The sequence below is a fragment of the Hymenobacter ruricola genome (assembly GCF_015694525.1).
Taxonomy (GTDB): domain Bacteria; phylum Bacteroidota; class Bacteroidia; order Cytophagales; family Hymenobacteraceae; genus Hymenobacter; species Hymenobacter ruricola.
In genome coordinates, this window is record NZ_JADQDM010000024.1 from 37146 (window position 1) to 58151 (window position 21006).

Annotated in this window: 21 protein-coding genes; 13 read left to right on the plus strand and 8 right to left on the minus strand. The window is 61.8% G+C overall.

Translation table 11 applies throughout. From position 1 onward, the window contains the following. Window positions 1-336: 336 nt before the first annotated feature. Complete coding sequence (locus I2H31_RS23950) at window positions 337-1104, plus strand: phytanoyl-CoA dioxygenase family protein (RefSeq protein WP_230688027.1); 768 nt, start codon at window positions 337-339, stop codon at window positions 1102-1104. Between the two features lie 144 nt (window positions 1105-1248). On the opposite strand, the gene I2H31_RS23955 is transcribed toward I2H31_RS23950, so the two are convergent. The 3 genes from I2H31_RS23955 to aspS form a co-directional block, all read right to left on the minus strand. Further along, entirely contained in the window at window positions 1249-1437 is a 189-nt protein-coding gene (locus tag I2H31_RS23955; protein ID WP_196295595.1) for a hypothetical protein, read from the minus strand. Between the two features lie 203 nt (window positions 1438-1640). After that, entirely contained in the window at window positions 1641-2045 is a 405-nt protein-coding gene (locus I2H31_RS23960; protein WP_196295596.1) for a hypothetical protein, read from the minus strand. Between the two features lie 68 nt (window positions 2046-2113). Continuing rightward, window positions 2114-3877, minus strand: a complete 1764-nt coding sequence (gene aspS, locus I2H31_RS23965; RefSeq protein WP_196295597.1) for an aspartate--tRNA ligase — start codon at window positions 3875-3877, stop codon at window positions 2114-2116. 525 nt (window positions 3878-4402) lie between these two features. Here aspS and I2H31_RS23970 point away from each other — a divergent pair. The 5 genes from I2H31_RS23970 (at window position 4403) to I2H31_RS23990 (ending at window position 8186) form a co-directional block, all read left to right on the plus strand. Continuing rightward, entirely contained in the window at window positions 4403-4843 is a 441-nt protein-coding gene (locus I2H31_RS23970; protein WP_196295598.1) for a T9SS type A sorting domain-containing protein, read from the plus strand. Window positions 4844-4987: 144 nt separating this feature from the next. Then, window positions 4988-5557, plus strand: a complete 570-nt coding sequence (locus tag I2H31_RS23975; RefSeq protein ID WP_196295599.1) for a hypothetical protein — start codon at window positions 4988-4990, stop codon at window positions 5555-5557. An 82-nt stretch (window positions 5558-5639) separates the two neighbouring features. Beyond that, window positions 5640-6071, plus strand: a complete 432-nt coding sequence (locus I2H31_RS23980; protein WP_230688028.1) for a nucleoside deaminase — start codon at window positions 5640-5642, stop codon at window positions 6069-6071. Window positions 6072-6176: 105 nt separating this feature from the next. Further along, window positions 6177-6791 carry a superoxide dismutase gene (locus I2H31_RS23985; protein ID WP_196295600.1) on the plus strand — a complete coding sequence of 205 codons (615 nt, stop codon included), beginning with the start codon at window positions 6177-6179 and terminating at the stop codon, window positions 6789-6791. A gap of 264 nt (window positions 6792-7055) precedes the next feature. Continuing rightward, window positions 7056-8186, plus strand: coding sequence for an alkene reductase (locus I2H31_RS23990; protein ID WP_196295601.1), 1131 nt, complete (start codon window positions 7056-7058; stop codon window positions 8184-8186). 80 nt (window positions 8187-8266) lie between these two features. On the opposite strand, the gene I2H31_RS23995 is transcribed toward I2H31_RS23990, so the two are convergent. Beyond that, complete coding sequence (locus I2H31_RS23995; protein ID WP_196295602.1) at window positions 8267-9064, minus strand: zinc metalloprotease; 798 nt, start codon at window positions 9062-9064, stop codon at window positions 8267-8269. 238 nt (window positions 9065-9302) lie between these two features. Here I2H31_RS23995 and I2H31_RS24000 point away from each other — a divergent pair, with 238 nt between their 5' ends. After that, window positions 9303-10586 carry a nucleoside permease gene (locus I2H31_RS24000; protein WP_196295603.1) on the plus strand — a complete coding sequence of 428 codons (1284 nt, stop codon included), beginning with the start codon at window positions 9303-9305 and terminating at the stop codon, window positions 10584-10586. A gap of 205 nt (window positions 10587-10791) precedes the next feature. Further along, window positions 10792-11892: an AAA family ATPase gene (locus I2H31_RS24005; protein WP_196295604.1), complete on the plus strand. Its 1101-nt coding sequence runs from the start codon at window positions 10792-10794 to the stop codon at window positions 11890-11892. Window positions 11893-12009: 117 nt separating this feature from the next. On the opposite strand, the gene I2H31_RS24010 is transcribed toward I2H31_RS24005, so the two are convergent. Further along, window positions 12010-12420 (minus strand): nucleoside-diphosphate kinase, encoded by a 411-nt coding sequence (locus I2H31_RS24010; protein WP_196295605.1) that lies wholly within the window; start codon window positions 12418-12420, stop codon window positions 12010-12012. Window positions 12421-12642: 222 nt separating this feature from the next. On the opposite strand from I2H31_RS24010, the gene I2H31_RS24015 reads away from it, so the two are divergent. The 5 genes from I2H31_RS24015 (at window position 12643) to I2H31_RS24035 (ending at window position 17024) form a co-directional block, all read left to right on the plus strand. Beyond that, window positions 12643-13689: a DHH family phosphoesterase gene (locus I2H31_RS24015; protein WP_196295606.1), complete on the plus strand. Its 1047-nt coding sequence runs from the start codon at window positions 12643-12645 to the stop codon at window positions 13687-13689. A 38-nt stretch (window positions 13690-13727) separates the two neighbouring features. Beyond that, window positions 13728-14771, plus strand: a complete 1044-nt coding sequence (locus I2H31_RS24020; protein WP_196295607.1) for an FKBP-type peptidyl-prolyl cis-trans isomerase — start codon at window positions 13728-13730, stop codon at window positions 14769-14771. Window positions 14772-14863: 92 nt separating this feature from the next. After that, entirely contained in the window at window positions 14864-15460 is a 597-nt protein-coding gene (locus tag I2H31_RS24025) for an FKBP-type peptidyl-prolyl cis-trans isomerase (protein ID WP_196295608.1), read from the plus strand. A gap of 51 nt (window positions 15461-15511) precedes the next feature. Beyond that, entirely contained in the window at window positions 15512-15988 is a 477-nt protein-coding gene (locus I2H31_RS24030; protein WP_196295609.1) for an FKBP-type peptidyl-prolyl cis-trans isomerase, read from the plus strand. Between the two features lie 82 nt (window positions 15989-16070). Then, window positions 16071-17024 (plus strand): FKBP-type peptidyl-prolyl cis-trans isomerase, encoded by a 954-nt coding sequence (locus I2H31_RS24035; RefSeq protein ID WP_196295610.1) that lies wholly within the window; start codon window positions 16071-16073, stop codon window positions 17022-17024. A 33-nt stretch (window positions 17025-17057) separates the two neighbouring features. Here the strand turns inward: I2H31_RS24035 and recO are convergent, their stop codons facing one another. The 3 genes from recO to I2H31_RS24050 all read right to left on the minus strand — a co-directional run bounded on the left by recO (window position 17058) and on the right by I2H31_RS24050 (window position 21006). Beyond that, window positions 17058-17777, minus strand: coding sequence for a DNA repair protein RecO (gene recO / locus I2H31_RS24040; RefSeq protein ID WP_196295611.1), 720 nt, complete (start codon window positions 17775-17777; stop codon window positions 17058-17060). Window positions 17778-17900: 123 nt separating this feature from the next. Next, entirely contained in the window at window positions 17901-20312 is a 2412-nt protein-coding gene (porZ, locus tag I2H31_RS24045) for a type IX secretion system anionic LPS delivery protein PorZ (protein WP_196295612.1), read from the minus strand. A gap of 67 nt (window positions 20313-20379) precedes the next feature. Beyond that, window positions 20380-21006, minus strand: coding sequence for a thymidine kinase (locus I2H31_RS24050; RefSeq protein ID WP_196295621.1), 627 nt, complete (start codon window positions 21004-21006; stop codon window positions 20380-20382).

The window sequence follows — 21006 nt, forward strand, 5'->3', positions numbered from 1 at the left end:
CTCCGTAACTTGGCTCTGCCTATTTACCATCCGTTAATCCTTAATCCAGAAGCCTCCGTGAACTTAACAAAAGCCCCATCAAACGTGCTGGCTGAAGCGAATGAGACTGGCAGCCTCGGGGTGATGTATCTGAAACGCTACTGGTCGCAAGCATTGGCGAAGCGCAACGGTGTATTTGTGGAGGCAACGGAAAAGGACTGGCGGTTCGATAATTTGCTGCTGAATGGGCTAGGCTTGCCAATTGAGGAAACGTTGCGGTACCTGATGCAAGCCGCTCCAAATTTTGCGGATTTTGAAAGCTGGGTTTTGGCAAAAAATGGCGGCCAAATTGCTCCTTTGCAGATTGCGCGCCTCAACAGCCTCTTTGCCAACAAACCATACCCAGAAGCCCTACAGATTAGCCTGCGCGAAATTGAAGAAGATGCCGACGTGCTCAGTGCCGAGGATTTGGCGTTTTGGGATGAGCACGGCTACGTCATCGTGCGCGGGGCCGTGTCGAAAGAACAGGCCCGCGCAACGGAGTGGGCAGTCTGGGAAGCTCTGGGAATGGACCCCAACGACGCTGCTACTTGGTACCAGAAGCCAATTGGCAAAGGCATTATGATGGACTTCTACCATCACCCCACCTTGCTGGTCAACCGCCAGTCGAAGCGGATTCAGAAGGCCTTTGCGCAGCTCTGGCAGACCGCCGACCTCTGGAAAACCACCGACCGCACCAGCTTCAACCCGCCCGAAACGGCTACCTACCAGCACCAGGGCACGCCCCTGCACTGGGACATGAGCCTGGAGCCGCCGCTCCGTTTCGGTACCCAAGGCCTGCTCTACCTCTGCGACACGCCGGCCGAGCAGGGCGCTTTTCGCTGTGTGCCTGGCTTCCACCGCCAGTTGGGAAGCTGGCTGGCTGGCCTGCCCGAAGGCGTTGACCCGCGCCGCGTGAACCTCGACGCCCAGGCCGTGCCCATCGCGGCCGAAGCTGGCGACTTCGTTATTTGGCACCACGCGCTGCCGCACGGCAGCAGCCCCAACCGCGGCACCTATCCGCGCATCGTGCAATACCTGAACATGTACCCGGTCGAGTTCAAAGAGAACACGGCTTGGCGGTAGCGAGGCAGCTAGTTGTTCTGAATGCGAAAGAGCCGCGCCTAATGGGCGCGGCTCTTTCTGTATTTGGTATGATAAGCTATTGGACGGCGTGATGAGTTATTGGACGGTGATAATCTGATAATTCCGAATTACTCGGTTGGGGTATTAATTATACGAGGTGGCCGAAGCTGGGCTTTGCACTTGGGCGACCACTCTCGAACCGATAGGTACGGAGCGGTAAGTGGGCACGCGCATCTTGTATACCAGCGAAGAAGCCAGTTGCACGCGCATCAGGGAGGCGCTCAGCGTAACCCAGAACAACACAACGGCAGCGAAGAGGTAAAACTTGGTCATGAGTGCGAGTGGTGAGGCGTTTAACTGATACAAACCTACTCGGTGCACTTAGGGGTCGGGGTGTCTCTTCGTTTAGTCAGGGTCGTTTCACGGTGAACCGGGTGGTTTGGGGTGTCAACGATTTTTGGTGTCAACCAGCGTAGCGCGCTTAAAGGAAAAGCGGCGACTGATGGTTCAGTCGCCGCTTCCGTTTACTGCCGTTTCTAATCAGTGGCAGCAGCGAAGCGCTTAACCCAATCCTGCAATTCATGCTCACTGATAGTCAATGCTGATACATATTCGTGGAAGCGCGGTGTAAAATCGGTAGGCCGACGAATTTCTAACGAGTAGCCTTGGCGGCTGTTTTCTAATTTGACCAGCAGGCTGCCCCAAGGCTGCCAGCCAAATTCCTTGGTCCAAATTTGCTCAGGGGTCAGGCGCAACAGCACATCTTTTTCTTTCAGCTTCAATCGATTAACGAGCGCCATTATTGTACCGAATATCAGGAATAATACCCCTGGCAATGCCTGCTTGCTGCTAGCTATTATCAGCAACCCACCGGTAGCAATAGCGGCACCGACCATTACCTGCATCATAGCTTTCCATCGCACATAACGCACCTCCTTCATGATGCTAAAAGTAAAGGGCTGCCATCGGCTTTCACCAACAGCAGCCCTTTACTTTTAAACTGCGGCCCCTACTTCGCCACCACGTCCGTCTTAATGCTCAGCTCCTTGAGCTGCGCGTCGGCAATGGGCGAAGGCGAGTCAATCATCACGTCGCGGCCGGAGTTGTTTTTGGGGAAGGCGATGAAGTCGCGGATGGAATCCGAGCCGCCGAAGAGGCTGCAGAGGCGGTCGAAACCGAAGGCGAGGCCGCCGTGGGGCGGGGCGCCGTATTCGAAAGCGTCGAGCAGGAAGCCGAACTGGGCCTGGGCTTCTTCGGGCGTGAAGCCGAGCAGCGAGAACATGCGGGCCTGCACCGCCCGGTCGTGGATGCGGATGGAGCCGCCGCCGATTTCCACGCCGTTTATCACGAGGTCGTAGGCGTTGGCGCGGGTCTGACCGATGGTTTCGGGGTTGTCGAGCAGGGCCAGGTCCTCCGGCTTGGGCGAAGTGAAGGGGTGGTGCATGGCGAAGTGGCGGTTTTCCTCTTCGCTGAATTCAAGCAGCGGGAAATCAATCACCCACAGCGGCGAGAACGAGTGGGGGTCGCGCAGGCCCAGGCGGCGGCCCATTTCAAGGCGCAGCTCGCTCATGGCTTTGCGGGTTTTGGCTTCGGGGCCGGCCAGCAGCAGCAGCAGGTCGCCGGGGTTGGCGTTGAAGGCCGCCTTCCACTTCTGCAATTCCTCCTGCGAGTAGAATTTATCAACCGAGGATTTTACCGAGCCGTCGGCCTCCACGCGGGCGTACACGAGGCCGGTGGCGCCGATTTGCGGGCGCCGTACCCACTCGGTCAGCTCGTCGATTTGCTTGCGGGTGTAGGCGGCCAGGGTGGCGGCGTTGATGCCCAGCACCAGCTCGGCGTTGTCGAAGACGGGAAAATTTTGGCCCTTCACGGTTTCGGTGAGGTTCACGAACTTCATCTCGAAGCGGGTGTCGGGCTTGTCGTTGCCGTAGTCGCGCATGGCGTCGGCGTAGGTCATGCGGGGCACGGTGGGGAAATCGAGGTTTTTGATTTCCTTGAACAGGTAGCGCACCAAGCCCTCGAACATATCCAGGATGTCTTCCTGCTCCACAAAGGCCATTTCGCAGTCAATCTGCGTGAATTCAGGCTGGCGGTCGGCGCGCAGGTCTTCGTCGCGGAAGCACTTCACAATCTGAAAATACCGGTCGAAACCCGACACCATGAGTAGCTGCTTGAACGTCTGGGGCGACTGCGGCAGGGCGTAGAACTCGCCGGGGTTCATGCGCGAGGGCACCACGAAGTCGCGCGCGCCTTCGGGCGTGCTCTTGATGAGCACCGGGGTTTCCACTTCGATGAAGTCCTGGCCGTCGAGGTAGCGGCGCACGGCCTGGGCCATTTTGTGGCGCAGCATCAGGTTGTTGCGCACGGGGGTGCGGCGCAGGTCGAGGTAGCGGTACTTCATGCGCAGGTCGTCGCCGCCGTCGGTGTCGTCTTCGATGAGGAAGGGCGGCAGCTTGGCGGGGTTCAGGATTTCAACCTTCTCGGGGCGCACTTCGATGGCGCCGGTGGGGATTTTGTCGTTTTTGGAGTGACGCTCTACCACTTTCCCGGTCACTTGGAGCACAAACTCGCGGCCGAGCTGGCGGGCGGTTTCGCGCACGGCTTCGGCCTCCACGCCTTCTTCCAAGGTTACTTGCGTGAGGCCGTACCGGTCGCGCAGGTCAATCCAGAGGATGGCGCCTTTGTCGCGGGTGCGCTGCACCCAGCCGCAGAGGCTGACGGGTTGACCAATGTGTTCTTCGCGGAGTTCGCCGCAGGTGTGGGTACGTAGCATGGACCGCAGATTTAACGGATTCTAACAGATTAAAACGGATTGTTGGGGTTCCGCTTTTTTGTGCGAAGGTAGCCATTGAGGCGGCGGGGCGGAAATCGGCGGGGCGGGACGGCCGCAAACCGTTTTTCAGACACCCACGCAAATGCTTAGTGCCTTGAAAAACGTTTTTCAGACACCTACACAAATGCATAATGCTCTGTAAAACGTTTTTCAGGCACCTACACAAATGCTCAGTGCTCTGAAAAACGTTTTTCAGACACCCACGCAAATGCTTAGGGCCCTGTAAAACGCCATACAGGCACCCGCTGGCGCGCGTCTTCAGACGCGGGCCGACTGGTTTCGAGCCCCCGGCTCGGGGTGGGGCCGGCGCGCACGGCGGCGCTGGGCCAGTCGGCCCGCGTCGGAAACGCGCGCCAGCCGCTCAGCCGCGCCGGCCGGCAACCCAGTTCGGCCGTTTTTGGTACGGGATATGCAAAGGCCGGCCGTAGCTGCTTCCTTTGTTGTCTTCGTTCCCTTCAAATTTCCATGAAACTCCTCCCTTCTTTGGCCCTGGCCGCCGCTCTGCTGGCCGCCGGCACCGCGCAGGCCCAAACCAAAATCAAGACGAAAAGCAAGTCGGACGCTTCCGGCACCGTCATCAAATCCAAGGGCACGGCCGATGCCGTGACGCTCGATGGCCCCGTCAAGCGCATCGAAACGCTGTCGGGCATCGACGTATTTCCCAAGCCCAACTCCACCAGCATCCTGCTCAGCTTCACGCAGCAGTTCACCAAGCCCGGCACGCTGGTGATGACCGACTACAAAAACAAAGTCATCTACCAGACCGAGCTGGACCCGGCCAACAACACCGGCGCCCCCGTCGATTTGGGCAAGATTCCGGCCGGCACCTACCTCGTGGAGGCCAAAACCGGCAACTACGTGTACTGGAAAAAGGTCCGCATCAAGTACCCCGCCGCGCGGCGCTAAGCCGCCGGCTTCGTTTCGCCCTCAGAACGTCATGCAGAGCGGAGCGAAGCATCTTGCCCGCGCAACTAATCCGATTGAAAACGGATTAGTTGCGCGGGCAAGATGCTTCGCTCCGCTCTGCATGACGTTCTTTTGTATCCTGCTATGCATAAATTACCTATGAGAATCCTGTCGTTTTTGCTGCTGTTGCTGAGCCTCACCGCGTTTGCGCCCAAGCCCAAGCTCACCACTACCAAGCTGGGCTCGGGCCTGAGCGTGGGCGTGCCGGCCGGCTTTGCGCCCCTGCCCGACGACGGCATTGCCGTGAAGTATCCCTCGCCGCGCAAGCCGCTGGCCGTGTTTTCCAACCCCAGCGGCCGCGTCGATTTCAGCGTGGCCGTGCGCCCCACCACCTTCGAAAGCTTCGATTACGGCGTGTTGATTAAGATTTACAAGTCCAGCATCCAGCGCCTCTACACCAAAGTTGATTTCCTGAAGGAAGACATCCGCACCGTCAACGGCCGCGACTTCATCTACTTTGAATTCGTGTCGACCGTGACCGATGCCCGCCGCACCGGCAGCCAGATGGCGCCCATCAAGCGCTACCAGGCCGTGCAATACGCCATTGAGGGCACGCAATTATACGTTTTCACTTTCGTGGCCCCCGCCGAGGAGCAGGCCCAGTGGCAGCCCACGGCTCAGGCCGTAATGGGTGCCATTGCGATGAAAAAGTAACGTAGCGCGGACTTTGTAGTCCGCGAATAAACGACTCTGACCTTGCACAAACGCGGACTACAAAGTCCGCGCTACAGCCCTTATGACCGACGATTATTTCATGCTCCAGGCCCTGGCCGAGGCCGAAAAAGCCTTCGAAGCGGAGGAAATTCCCATCGGGGCCGTGGTGGTGTTTGAAAAGCAAATCATCGGCCGCGGCTACAACCAGACCGAGCAGCTGCGCGACGTGACGGCCCACGCCGAAATGCTGGCCCTGACCGCCGCCGCCAATTACTTGGGCAATAAATACCTCGCCGACTGCACCCTCTACGTCACCATCGAACCCTGCGTGATGTGCGCCGGCGCCAGCTACTGGGCCCAGTTGAAAGCCGTGGTGTTTGGCGCCAACGAGCCCAAAGTGGGCTTCCGGCGGCACGGGCAGCTGCTGCACCCCCGCACCACGCTACGCGGCGGCGTGCAGGCGGCCGAGTGCGCGGCGCTCATGCAGGCTTTCTTCAATGTAAAGCGCAAATAGCCTATTTTTGATGCTCGCGGGCCGCGGCCGTAACCTAGCAGCGGCTTCGCGGGTTAGTTACCTTCGACACGCTCATACCCTCACCACCCCAAACCCTTTTCACCCATGGCATTCGAACTTCCGAAACTTCCCTATTCCTACGACGCCCTCGAACCCACGTTCGACGCCCAGACCCAGGAAATCCACCACACCAAGCACCACCAGGCCTACGTGACCAACCTGAACGCGGCCATCGCGGGCACGGAAATGGAAAATCAGTCGCTGGAAGAAATCCTGCACAACATCGCCAAGGCCCCCGTGGCCGTGCGCAACAACGGCGGCGGCCACTGGAACCACTCGCTGTGGTGGACCATCCTCTCGCCCAACGGCGGCGGGCAGCCCACCGGCGCCATCGGCGACGCCATCACCAAGGCCTTCGGCACGTATGACAAGTTCAAAGAAGAATTTGCCAAAGCCGCCACCACGCGCTTCGGCTCGGGCTGGGCGTGGCTCTGCAAGCAAACCGACGGCTCGGTGCAAATCTGCTCCACGCCCAACCAGGACAACCCGCTGATGCCCGACGCCGGCTGCAAAGGCATCCCGGTGCTGGGCCTCGACGTGTGGGAGCACGCCTACTACCTCAAGTACCAGAACCGCCGCCCGGACTACGTGGCCGCTTTCTTCAACCTCATCAACTGGGACGAAGTAAACCGTCGCTTCGCCGAAGCCACGCCCGCGTAGGTTTAGCCAGTTAAGCAGCTTTAAAAGCCCGTTTCCTCGCCGGAAACGGGCTTTTTAATTTTTATGGCAGTAGAGACGCAACATGTTGCGTCTCGTCGTTGAACAATGACGGCCACACGACGTCTCGAACGGCGCGGCGACGAGACGCAACATATTGCGTCTCTACCAAGCATCTGCTTAAAAACAATTCATGTACCTACTTGCTTTTTAGCCGCGTTTCAACCAATCCGGCGACTCACGCGCGCCACAGCTTCTTCAGAACCCATGTCAACCAAAGCATTTGAGCCCGCCAAGCTGGGCAACCTCACCCTCACCAACCACCTTGTGATGGCCCCCATGACGCGCAGCCGCGCCCTGGGCAACGTGCCCAACGAGCTGATGGCCGAGTACTACCGCCAGCGCGCCACCGCCGGCCTCATCATCACGGAGGGCACCTCGCCGTCGGCCAACGGCCTGGGCTACGCGCGCATTCCCGGCCTGTTCAACCAGGAGCAAGCCACCAACTGGCAGCGCATCACCGAGACGGTGCACCACCACGGCGGCCACATTTTCGTGCAGCTGATGCACGCCGGCCGCATTTTCCACGGCCTCAACCTGCCCGAGGGCGCCGAGGGCGTGGCTCCCTCGGCCATTGCCGCCGCCGGCGATATGTGGACCGACCAGGAGCAGATGAAGCCCAACGCCACCCCGCGCGCCCTGCGCACCGAGGAGCTGGCCCACGTGCGCGACGAATTTGTGCACAGCGCCAAGCTGGCCCTGGAAGCCGGCTTCGACGGCGTGGAGCTGCACGGCGCCAACGGCTACCTACTGGAGCAGTTCCTGAGCCCGCACTCCAACCAGCGCACCGACGAGTACGGCGGCAGCGTGCAAAACCGCGCCCGCTTCGTGCTCGAAGTGACCCGCGCCGTGGTCGAAGCCGTCGGGGCCGAGCGCACCGGCATCCGTCTCTCGCCCTGGGGCGTGGCCTCCGACATGCCGCACTACGCCGAGATTGACGAAACCTACGCCTATCTGGCCGAGGAGCTGCAAAAAATTGGCGTGGTGTACCTGCACCTCGTCGACCATTCCAGCATGGGCGCCCCCGCCGTGCCGGCTGCCACGGTGGCCACCATCCGCGAGAAATTCACCGGCACGCTCATCCTGGCCGGCGGCTACACCACCGTGGACCAGATTGAAGCCGCGCTGGCCGACAAAGCCGACCTTGTGGCCATCGGCCGCCCCTTCATCTCCAACCCCGACCTGGTGGAGCGCCTGAAAGCCGGCCAGCCGCTGGCCCAGCCCGATTTTGCCACCTTCTACGCGCCCGGCCCCAACGGCTTTGCCGACGGCTACACCGATTACCCGGTGGCCAGCGGCGAGCCCGCCGGCACGTTCTCGCCCAGCTACGAAGCGTAGCCGCAGGCCTGCGCTTGTAACGGAACGGAAGTAAAAAAGCCCCAACCTGCGCAGGTTGGGGCTTTTTTACTCTCATTCAGTTACAAAGCAACTCCTGGTGCCAGCAGCCGAAACACGACGCCGACGACCACCAGCGCAGCCACAGCCCAGCCCAGATGCAGCGAAGGCAGAAGTGGCAGCGTTTCACCAGTCGCAGACGTTGGGTAGGGCTGGCGCATGGCCCCGCCCCAGGCAGCGCCCAGCACCATGTTGCTCATAATAGGATAAATGAAGCTGATGGGCGTGGGCGACGGCCAGCCCAGCGCGGTAATCAGCACCGAGCCCAGCAGCCACGGCAGCGCAACGAGGGCCCTCATGAGCTGGCCCCGTTGCGGGCGCGCCAGGCCCGGCCCAAAATCCAGAAACAGCGGCGCCGTGCGGCTCACGGCCAAGTGCAGGCCGAAGCCCGCGCCCGCGGCCAACGTCACGCTGGCCCACATGGGCACGTGCCAGAGGGCCTCCACCCGCCCAATGTCGCCATAGGGCACGAACGGGCCAATGAGCAGGTAGCCCAGAAAGTTAATGATGCCGAACAAGCCCAGGTAGAGGCGCCACAACGCGGCATCGCCGGCCCCGCGCCGGCGCCAGGCCCAGGCCAGAAACACGAGGCCCTGCACCAGGCTCAGCAGCGGGCCGGCCAGGGCAATGGCTACCTCGCTGCTCGCGGGCAGGTGCTGGTTGAGGCTGTTCACGGCGCTGTTGTAGAGCACCGGCTGCCCGCCCAGCGCCTTCGATACCAGGGCGTGGGCCAGTTCGTGCAGCAGCGTGGTGACGGAAAAAGCCGCGGTATAGTGCGCGGCCGCCGTGAGGGCGCCACGCCAGGGAAAAGGTGTTTTCATGGGCAACGGGCCCGGCTCAGCAACGCGTTCGGCCACAGCCATCGGTGAGGGGATAATGCAGGCGCAAGCTACGTTACGGAAGAAGCTGGTGGCGCCATCACATGCCGGGCGCGGGCATCGCCGGCTCAATTCTGGGCCTGTTGTCCCGCGGCTGGCTTCGGGGCCCGGCACTTCACGCTGGCCCGAAGCCGTGTATCTTTAGCAGCCTAAATCCCACCTCTATTTAAACAGACTCTGCATGAACACTAAGTTGCGCCTGACAATCCTGAGTTTTCTCCAGTTCTTTATCTGGGGCTCGTGGCTGATAACGATTGGCGCGTATTGGTTTCAAACGAAGCAATGGTCCGGCGCGCAGTTCGGCGCCATCTTCTCGACCATGGGCATTGCCTCCATCTTCATGCCCTCGCTCATGGGCATCGTGGCCGACAAGTACGTGAATGCGGAAAAGCTCTACGGCATCCTGCACATCCTGGGCGGCCTCGTGCTGTGCACCATCCCCATGGTGACGGACCCCGGCACGTTCTTCTGGGTTATCCTGCTGAACATGATTTTCTACATGCCCACGCTGGCGCTGTCCATCGCCGTGTCGTACTCCATCCTGAAACGCCAGGGGCTCGACGTGGTGAAGGACTACCCGCCCATTCGGGTGTGGGGCACCGTCGGCTTCATCGTGGCCATGTGGACGGTGAGTTTGCTGGGCTTCGAGAAGTCGGCCAGCCAGTTCTACGTGGCGGCCGGCGCAGCCATTCTGCTGGGCATCTATTCGTTCACGCTGCCCGCCTGCCCGCCCCAGTCAGCCAGCACGTCGAGCCAGAACCTGGCCGAAATTCTGGGCCTTAAGTCCTTCGCCATCCTGCGCGACCGCAAGATGCTCACCTTCTTCCTGTTTGCGCTGCTGCTGGGCGCGGCCCTGCAACTCACCAACGCCTACGGCGACACTTTCCTGCACGACTTCGACAAAGTGCCGGCTTACCAAAACACGTTTTCGGTAAAGCACCCGGCCATCATCATGTCCATCTCGCAGATTTCCGAAACGCTGTTCATCTTGGCCATCCCGTTCTTCCTGCGCCGCTTCGGCATCAAGCAAGTAATGCTGTTCAGCATGATTGCCTGGGTGTTGCGTTTCGGCCTGTTTGCCTACGGCAACCCCGGCTCGGGCCTGTGGATGATTATCCTCTCGTGCATCGTGTACGGCATGGCCTTCGATTTCTTCAACATTTCCGGCTCGCTGTTCGTCGAAACCCAGACGCAGCCCAGCATCCGGGCCAGCGCGCAGGGCTTGTTTATGATGATGACCAACGGCTTCGGCGCCGTGCTGGGCAGCTCGCTGAGCGGCCTCATCATTCAGGCGTACTTCACCGACGCCAACGGCGTGAAAGACTGGCACAGCATCTGGCTCACGTTTGCCGCTTACGCACTGGCCATTGCCGTGCTGTTCGTGTTCATTTTCAAGCACAAGCACACCACGCAGCCCACCGAAGAGCCCCAGCCCGAAGGCCTGTTTTCGGTGGAGCAGGCGTAGCGCCAGCAGGAGCGCTCTGTGGCAAAACCATCTTATTGCCAACAAAAAAGCTTCGCCAATGGCGGGGCTTTTTTGCTGATGTGCCGGGCAAAACCCGCGCCTCCGCGCCCTGAGGCCTTGATTCACGCGGGGCGGGCTTCGTACCTTTCGGCTGCGCGGGCCGGCTTGTTTTTGAGCCACAGCCCATTGCGTTCATCACTGGTATATGACATCTCCCTGGCCACCGGCGGCCGCCCCGGACCTCTCCCAGAGCTTTGACAAGGACTCCTACTTTCAGCCCAACGCCTGGTTCTACGCCGCGTTTGGCGTGCTGCCGCGCCGCGAAATCTACCAGCTAGCCGAGGCCGAAGCGCGCCAGCAGGTGCTGGCCAAGCTGGCCGAAAGCCACGACCTGGAGGCGGCCACGGTGGCGCATTCCGTCTACATCGAAAAAGTGGGCAAAACGCCGGAAATCGGCCATTACTCGCTCAATCTGGCGCCGCACCTGCTGCTGTGCTTCTTTGACCGCGGCCCCTACGGCGACCGCACCGCCCAGCTGCTCTACTCGGCCTACGCCGACGCGGCCCTACTGGCCGAGTTGCGCGCGCTGCTGGCCAGCCACCTCGAAACCGGGCAGCTAGAGCACCAGCGCATTCAGGTGCTGCGCCTGGCCTTCAACGACCTGGAGTTTACGCCGCTGCCCATCAAGATTCCGGCCCTCGACCTGGCCACGCACTACAACGACGACCTTCTGCCCGCCCACGACACCATTTTGCGGCGCCTGCAGCAGCCCGAAGAAAAGGGCATCGTCATCCTGCACGGCCCGCCCGGCACCGGCAAAACCAGCTACATCCGCCACCTCTGCGGCCTCACCGACAAGCCCAAGCTGTTCATCCCGCCCAACTTGGCCGCCCGCATCGCCGACCCCGAATTCATCAACCTGCTGCACGACAACACCAACTCCATCCTGCTCATCGAAGACGCCGAGGAGCTGCTCTCGAAGCGCGACGGGCCCGGCGGCAACGCCGTCAGCAACCTGCTGAACCTGTCCGACGGCCTGCTCTCCGACGGTTTTCACATCCAGATTATCTGCACGTTCAACGCCGAGCTGGCCCGCATCGACAAGGCTCTGTTGCGCAAGGGCCGCCTCATCGCCTCCTACCGCTTCGAGCCGCTGGCCGTGGAAAAAGCCCAGGCCCTGGCCGCCACCCTCGGCCAAACCGAGCCCGTCACGGAGCCCATCACGCTGGCCGACCTCTACAACCGTGACAAAGCCGACTTTGTGAGCGAAAGCAAAACGCCCGGCCGCATCGGCTTCAACCGTTGATTATAAGCTCGGCAATACAAATTTGGTATAAAAAAAGTCAGCATTTGGCACAAATAAAAAGCCCGCCTTGCACGATGCAGGGCGGGCTTTTTTAACGCTTATCCTTCTAACTGCGAATTACTTCGAGCCGAAGAAGAAGTCGCCTTCAATCTGGGCGTTTTCGTCGGAATCGGAGCCGTGCACGGCGTTGGCTTCGATGCTCTTGGCGTATTTTTTCCGGATGGTGCCTTCTTCGGCGTTGGCCGGGTTGGTGGCGCCGATGAGGGTGCGGAAATCGGCCACGGCGTTGTCTTTCTCAAGGATGGCAGCCACGATGGGGCCGCTCGACATGTACTTCACCAGGTCGTTGTAGAAGGGACGCTCAGCGTGCACGGCGTAGAACTGCCCGGCGCGCTCGGCGGTGAGGTTGATTTTTTGGAGCTCCACGATGCGGAAGCCGCCGGCCTCAATCATGCTCAGGATGCCACCGATGTGGTTTTCCTGGACGGCGTCGGGCTTAATCATCGTGAAAGTGCGGTTGGTGGCCATTGTTGGGGCGGGGAGGGGGTTGGTTGAAAACTAATTGCGGGGCAAAAGTAGCCACAAAGCCGGCGCCGTTCCTCGGCCGGGCCCCAGGGCCCGTTGGGATAGCCGAACAGAACCTTCCGGGGGGGCCGCGTTGTTAAGACCAGATTTCTTCCGACTTTTGCCGCCCCAATTATTTGTAAGCCACCGGCCCGCCGTTTTCCCACTGGGCCATTCACGTTGTCGATGTCTAGTTCCATCCTTGCCCTGCAGGAGTTGCTCGCGCAGCCCAAGCAGGTAGTTATCACCACCCACCACAAGCCCGACGCCGACGCGCTGGGTTCGTCGCTGGCCTGGGCTGGTTACCTGAAGCAAAAGGGCCATCACGTGACCGTGGTCACGCCTTCCGACTACCCCGCTTTCCTCAACTGGATGGAGGGCAACGACGAAGTGGTGGTGTACGACAGGCGCCAGAACGACCGCCAGGTGCGCGACCTGGTGAACCGCGCCGAGGTCATCTGCTGCCTCGACTTTAGCTGCCTCGGCCGCATCAACGAACTGGGCGAGTACGTGCGCCAGGCCAGCGGCGTAAAGGTGCTGGTGGACCACCACCAGGAGCCCGAAAGCTTCGCCGATATCGTTTTTTCGACCCCTAGCGCCGCCGCTACAGCCGAGCTGATTTTCGAAATCATCCGCGACCTTGGCGACCAGGACCTCATCACCAAAGGCATCGGCGAGGCGCTGTACGCGGGCATCATGACCGACACGGGCTCGTTTCGCCACCCCAGCACCTCGCGCAACGTGCACCTGATTATTGCCGAGCTGCTGAAGGTCAACATCGACCTCTCCAAGGTGCACCGCCTCATCTACGACTCGCATTCCGAAATCCGCCTGCGCTTCCTGGGCTTCGTGCTGAAGGACAAGCTGGTGGTGAACCGCGAGTTCAACACCGCTTACATTGCCATCACGCAGGAAGAACTGCGCGAGTACCAGAGCAAAACCGGCGACACCGAAGGCTTGGTAAACTACGCGCTGAGCATTGAGGGCATCAAGTTCGCGGCCGTGTTCATCGACCGCGGCGTGGCCGTGAAAATTTCTTTCCGCTCGGTGGGCAATTTCTCGGTAAGCGACTTTTCGCGCCGCCATTTCGACGGCGGCGGGCACCACAACGCGGCCGGCGGCATCAGCTACGACACGCTGGATGCAACCGTGGAGCGCTTCCTCGGCATCCTGCTTGAGTACAAGGAACAATTAACGGGTGTGCCCGCCGCCGTAGCGCCGCCGGTGGCGTAACTTTGAACCGTTTCTGATTCTTCACTTCTTTTATTTTCATGCGTTTTTCCTCCCGCCCTGCGCGGCAGCTGGCCTTGGCGGCCGGCCTGCTGGGCTTCGCTACCCTCACCGCCTGCAACAAAGGCGGCGGTGACTTTGCCAAGACCAAGTCCGGCATCGAGTACAAGATTTTCAAGAAAGTGGGCAACAGCTACGAGCGCCGCGAAATCGGCCCCGACGGCGACCCCACCTACAAGGACCGCATCGGCAAGTTCCTGCTCGGCCACATGCGCTACACCACCGGCAAGGACTCGGTGCTGCAAAACACCCGCCGCGACGTGGGCATGCCCGTGCCCCTGCCCCTGCAGGAGCTCAAGCAAAAAGGCGCTCCCGACGAGGCCCTGAGCCTGCTGCAGCCCGGCGACAGCGGCGTGTTCCGCTTCCAGGTCGATTCGTTGATTAAGCCCAAATCGGGCCAGCCGGTGCCCCCGTTCCTGAAGCGCGGCGGCAACGTGGTGATGATGTACGTGGCCACCACGGGCAAGCTCATCGACCAGGCCGAAGCCCAGGCCATGCAGCCGGAGCTGCAGAAGCGCGCCATGGCGGCCCAGATGAAGCAGCGCATGGCTTCGCCCGAGTTCAAGAAGCAGATGGAAGAGCAGAAAGCGGCTCAGACCAAAGCCCTCGCCACGCCCGAAGTGCAGGCCCAGTTCAAGAAGGACGATGCCGTGCTGCAGGACTACATGAAGAAAAACAACCTCACGATGCAGAAAACGGCTTCGGGCATCTACTACCAGGTGCTGAAGCCGGGCACGGGCCCCAAGCCCGCCAACGGCCAGACCGTGAGCGTGAATTACAGCGGCACGCTGCTCAGCGGCAAGGAATTCGACTCGTCGGCCAAAGCCGGCCGGCCCATTGACTTCCCCATCGGCCAGGGCCAGGTGATTCCGGGCTGGGACGAAGGCATTGCCCTGCTCAACAAGGGCAGCCGCGCCATCCTGCTCATTCCCTCGCCGCTGGCCTATGGCACGCGCGGCGCGGGCGCCGACATTCCGGCCGACTCGCCGCTGAAATTCGAAGTGGAACTTGTTGACGTCCAATAACTCTTAGTACTTACACGTTCCGATTCCGGCCAACGGGCGACGCGGCACTGCTGCCCGGGCTCCGTTGGCCGGAATCTTTTTATCGCCTCGCCATGAAAAAACTTTTGCTCCGTTCGCGCTTCTGGGTGCTGGCGGCGGGCCTGCTGGTGGCGGCCCCGGCCCTGTGGAGTTGCAACTCCACCACCTACCAACAGCAGTTGGCCGACCACGAGAACCAAATGCGCGTCATCGACGAGGACACCATTCAGCGGTATTTGCAGCGCAACAACCTCGCCAGCAAAGCCACCCGCACCAACTCGGGCCTATACCTGGTGAGCGTGGCAGACGGTACGGGCCCCGCCGTGACCAGTGGCAAGCAAGTGCGGCTGAAGTACGTGGGCCGCTTCCTGAGCAACGGCGCGCACCCAGAGACGTCGGGCTACCCGGCGTCGGGGGGCAACCCGGCCTACCCGGCCGGGACTATTTTTGATAACTCGGCCGACAAGCACACGGCCTGCGGATGCGTCGTGTTTACGGCTGGCGACCCGTCCATCCGGCCCGGCTTCAACGAAGGCCTGCTGCTGATGCGCGCCGGCGACCGCAAGCTGCTGCTGCTGCCCTCGCGCCTGGCGTACGGCCCCGCGGGTACCACGGGTATCCCCCCGGATTCGGCCCTGATGTTCGACGTAGAAGTTCTCGAAGTTTTATAAGCGACTATGACGAGCGAGTGGGCTACCCGGCGCGGGCTAACAACCGTGGCTTTGGCCACGGGCCTACTGGCCGCTGCCGGGGCCCGCGCCCAGGACGGTGGGGCCAAACCGGCCGTGCCCACCACGCCCAGCGCGCCCGTGGCCGGCTCCGATACCGTGCGCCTGGTGCCACAGCGCACCCCCAACGGGGTGCGCTACGTGTTTCATGAGCGCGGTACCGGGGCCCTGCCCCACGCCGGCAGCCGCGTGGCCGTGCGCTACACCGGTTTTTTGCCCGATGGCCACGTTTTCGATGCCACCGTGGCCTGGGGCGCGCCGTTGCGGTTTCGGGTGGGGCGGCACGAGGTGATTGCGGGCTGGGACGAGCTGCTGCCGCAGCTACCCGTGGGCTCGCGGGTGCGGGCCTGGATTCCGGCGGCACTGGCCTACGGCGCCAAAGGCGTGCGCCATCCCGACGACGACACCCGCTTTTTAATTCCTCCCGACACCGAGTTGGTGTTTGAATTGCAGGTGCTGGGCGTGCGCTAGCCGGCGCCACTCATCGCATTGTTCTTGCCCCCATTTCCTACTGGCTGGCTAGCGCCAGCTTTTTATTCACGATTTTTTGCTGATGACGCGTTCTTTTCTGCTCATTCTGGCGGGTGCCCTGCTGGCCGTTGGACAGCCGGCGGCGGCACAGACGGCTCCGGCCTTTTCCCGCTTGCCTTCGGGCACTGACTACCGCCTGTTTCGCAAGGATGCGGCGGGCAAGTACCAGCCCCGTGCCCTGGCCCCGGCCGATGCGCCCTACGCCAGCCGCGCCGGCCAAGTACTCACGGTGTTCATGGAATTTCGCACCGGCCGCGACTCCGTGCTCATGCAGTCGCGCCACATGCAGCCCACGCCACAGCCCGTGCAGCTGCCCGAAAAGCCGGCCCGGGGCGGTATTGAAGAAGGCCTGAGCCTGCTGCTGCCCGGCGACAGCGGCGTGTTTCGACTGCAGGCCGATACGGTGTTTGCCAACACGTTTCATCAGCCCGTGCCGCCCTTCCTCCGCAAAAGCGGCAACACGCTGGTGGTACTGGCCAGCGCCCAGGAATTGCTGACCGTGGCCGACATGATGGCCCGCCAGGAAAAGCTGCAGGCGGAAATGGCCAAGCGGGAGCTGGCCAAATCGGCGGGGCAAATGACGAAAGACGTGGCCCAGATTCAGGCCTACCTGAAGAAAAACAACGCCACTGCCCGTAAAACGGCCGGCGGCACCTACTACATCATCAAGAAGCTGGGCACCGGCCCCACGCCCCAGAAAGGCCAGACCGTGCGCGTGCTGTACCGCGGCACCGTGCTGGCCACCGGCCAGGAGTTCGACTCCTCGGCCAAGCACGGCAACGAGCCCATTGCCTTCGCGCTGGGCACGGGCCAAGTGATTCAGGGCTGGGACCAGGGCATCGCCATGCTCCCCAAGGGCAGCAAGGCCGTGCTGCTCATCCCGTCGCCGCTGGCTTATGGCACGCGCGGCGCGGGCGCCGACATTCCCGCCAACGCCGTGCTGCGCTTCGAGGTGGAGCTAGTGGATTTTCAATAACTCCTACTGAGCGCTCCACTAGGCCCACCGCGCTTAGTTCAGCACCTGCGAGAGAATGTCCAGCGAGCGAATTTCGCCGAGCTGCTCGATGTGCAATTGGTAGTAGCGGATGATGACGTTCAGCAGTTCGTGGCGCACGCGGCCGTTGGGGATGGTGCTAGCAGCCGGCGCGCGCAGCAGCTCATCCACATAGCCGTCGAACTCGTGCAGGCGCAGGGTAGCCGGGCCGGTGGCGCCTTTGCTTATGGGCGCGTGGCCGGCCATGAGCACCTGGTCGGTAAGCTCGGCTCCGGAGCTGATGCCAAAGCCCAGGTAGGCGGCCAGTTGCAACAGGAAAACCAGGGCGAAATTTTCGGTACCGGTAGTTTGGCGGTCGAAGGCCAGAATGGAATCGTGCAGGAACTGGAACAGGGGCTCGTTCTGCTCCTCTTCGCGCACCGCCCGGCCCACCACTTCCGACAAAAACAGCACGACGCTGCTTTTTTGCACCTCGTAGGGCAGGGTCCGGAAAGGCTCGGCGCACCGGTATTCCGACAAGCGCGTGAGGCCGCTGCTGCCCTTGGCCACGTAGGCCACCAGCTCAAGCAGCGTAAAGGGCTGAAACAGTGCGATGCGGCCCGGCGGCTTGGCCTTGCGCACGCTGTTCACCACGTAGCTCTGCACGCCCAGCCGCTCGGTGTAGATGCGGGCAATGATGCTGCTTTCGCGGTATTTGAGGTAGCTGAGGACAATGCCCCGGGTCTTTATCAGCATGGTGCAATTTATTGATTTGCTGATAAGGTAAGGTGCTGATGTGCTTGCTGGACGGGCCGTACTCCCTCATTCAGGAAAGGCGGCTCAGCGCATCAGCACCTTACTTCATCGGCGAATCAGCAATCATTTGCTCAGTACGGCCACTTTGCTCACGCAGCCATTTTTGCCGTCGGCATCGGTCGACAACACCAGGTAGACGCCCGAGCGCACGCGCTGGCCGTCGGGGTTGGTCAGGTTCCAGGTCACGGTGCCGCCGGCCGCGGTGGTGGCATACACCAGATGGCCTGCCACGTCGGTAATCTTCACCAGGGCGTTGTTGGCCAAACCCGAAATACCCAGGGTGCCCGCAAAGTCGGGCCGTACGGGGTTCGGGAATACGGCCGTGCATTTCACGGGCCCTTCCGTGACGGTGGCCGTGCCGCGGAACGTGACCACGCCCGCTTGGGTGGCCACCCATACCTCGCCGGTTTTGTCGTTCACCTTCACGTCCACGATGCGGTCGGACGGCAGCGGGCTGTTGGCGGTGGTGAAGTGCAGCAGCGCCTCGTCGGCGTCGGGGCTGAAAAGCCACAGGCCCCGGTCGGTGCCAAACCATTTGCGGTCGGCGCCGTCCACAGCCAGGGTGCGCACGGCTTCGCTGAACAGCGCGTTGAAGCCAGTGCCCTCGCCCCGCGTCACAAACGGCTGGGTGAAACCCTGGGTGGTGGCAAAAGGCCCTTCCGGCTCCCGGAAATAGGCCACGCCCTTGATGGTGGCGGCCCAGATGAACCCGCGCCGGTCTTTGGCCAACTCGTAAATCTGGTTATCGGGCAGGCCCGAGGAGGTGTTGAACAACCGCGGCGGATTGGGCGCGGTGGGCGACGGGTCGACGGCGTAGAGGCCGATGGCGGGGCCACCCACGCTGCTGGCGTCTGTCTTGCGCGACACCGATACCCAGGCGTAGCCGTTGTCGTCCAACGCAATGCGGTCGAGGGCATCGAAACCCAGCGCGAAGGGAATGACCTGCCAGGTGGTAGTGGCCGGGTCGAAGAGGGAGAGGCCCGAGCGGCCATTATTGCGCAGGTGGCGGTTTACTACCCAGACTTTGCCTTCCGGCGTAGCAGCCAGGTCGGTTATCTCCACCCGACCAGGGATGCTAAATGTGCCCTGCAACGGAGTGCCAGCCGGCGTACTGTCGTCAAAAAGCCGGAAGTTCTTCACCCCATTCCATTCCAGCAAACCGCTGCCGAAATTGGCCACGTAGAGCGTTCCATTGGGTGTGCGGGTGCCGCGCACCGGCCTGACCGGATTTGGAAAGTCCGTCGTGCTGGGAAAGACCTTGTCCGTATAATTGGTCCACTGCCCGCCAGCGTATTCATAAAAGCCATTCTGAGGGCCGGACTCCAAAAAGAAGTACCGCTCCGAATAGCCTCCCGTAAATACATCGACCTTGTTGGAGCGAGCGTCGGCAAGCAGGCTATAAGCCAACGAGGTTTGGGGTCCATTTGCCACAAAAAACTCCGGCGTTTTGCCCGCGCCGGGGGCTGTTCGCTCCAGGCCCAGGCTATAATTAGCAACGTAATAGTTGCCATCGCGCGAGCGAACGGCATCTTCGATGGACGAAGAGCCAGCCGCCGGGGGCACCACCGTGGTAACGCCCCCGTTGCGGTCGAGCCGGCGCACGCCGGCCTGGTCGTCCATGATGAGCAGGCCGGTGCCGCTGCTCCGCAAGCGGCGGTACTGCTGGGCCTCTGTGCCGGGCACTGGCTGCCAGGTGGCCTGAGCCGGTGGGGTAGCCGGGATGTATTTATATACCGAATGTGCATTGCCATCTATGGCAGCGTACACCTGGCCCGCTTCTACGGCCAGAAACGAGTACACGCGCTGGTCGGGCGCACCCAGGGGCGTGGGCAGGTACAGCGTCCAGTTGCGGTAGTCGAGCAGGTTGGTCGTCAGCGAGCCGCGCAGCAGGCCCACCGAAGTGGCCAGAAACAGGGCGCCGTTGGCCACCGCGGCGTCGTACACCGTCACCACTGTGCCGCCGGGGCCGATGTTGGTGTACGTGTCGCTGATTTCCAGCTTCTTCAGGTCCACCACCACCACGCCGAAGCTTGTGCTCACGTAGGCCTTGCCGGCCCCAATCGACACCTGCTTGACGGGGACTTTGCCGCCCTGAATGGTGCCTTGCATTAGTTTGCGCTGCACGTCGCTCAGGTTGCGCACGCTGCCGTTGGGCCGCAGCACGTCGATGTTGGCGTCGCTGTACACCAGCACCGTTTGGCGGGTCAGCGAGTCGTAGGCCAGCGCGTCTACGTGCCCACCGTTGAGGCCGTCGCGCCGCGAGAGCACCTGCGAGGTGTTTTGCTTTTTATCGAAAAAATAAAAGGCGTTTTCGGTGGTCACGTACAACCGGTCGCCGGTATCGGCCAGGCGCAGGGGGCGGTTGGCGGGCAAATGCAGCTGCCAGTCGCCGTAGCCAACGGTTTGGGCGTGGGCATTGCCGGCCAGCAACAGCAGCCCGGCCCAGGCCAGCAAACAACGGGAAAAGTGGGTCATACGCTTAACAGAACTCAAAAAAGAATGAAAGCCTTGGGCTTTTTTGGCCAACGCTGCGGCTCGCCATTTAGTGCGCGGCCGTGGAGCGCACCTCCGGCGCGGGCCGCTCTACCTGCATGCCGCCCAGGAAACAGGGGCGGCAGCGGGCTTCGTACGAATCGGTTTCGCCCAGCAGCACCTGATTCTCGCTGGCCGCAATGCGGTAGGAATAAGAAGCAATTTCGCCGCAGCACACGCACACGGCGTGCACTTTGGTCACGTATTCGGCGGTGGCCAGCAGGGCCGGCATGGGGCCGAAGGGGCGGCCGCGGTAGTCCATGTCGAGCCCGGCCACGATGACGCGGGTGCCGTTGTTGGCCAGCTGCTCGCACACGTCGACCAGCGAAGCGTCGAAAAACTGGGCTTCGTCGATGCCCACCACGTCGGACCCCGCCGCCAGCAGCAGGATTTCGGACGGCAGGGCCACCGGCGTCGAGCGGATGCGGGCCGCGTTGTGGCTCACCACGTCCTCGGCGTGGTAGCGCGTGTCGAGGGCCGGCTTGAAGATTTCAACTTGCTGCCGCGCAATGCGGGCACGGGTGAGGCGGCGAATCAGCTCTTCGGTTTTGCCCGAAAACATGGAGCCGCACACCACTTCAATCCAGCCCCGGCGCGGGGCGTTGTGGCGGTTGCCAACGCGGGGTTCAATAAACAC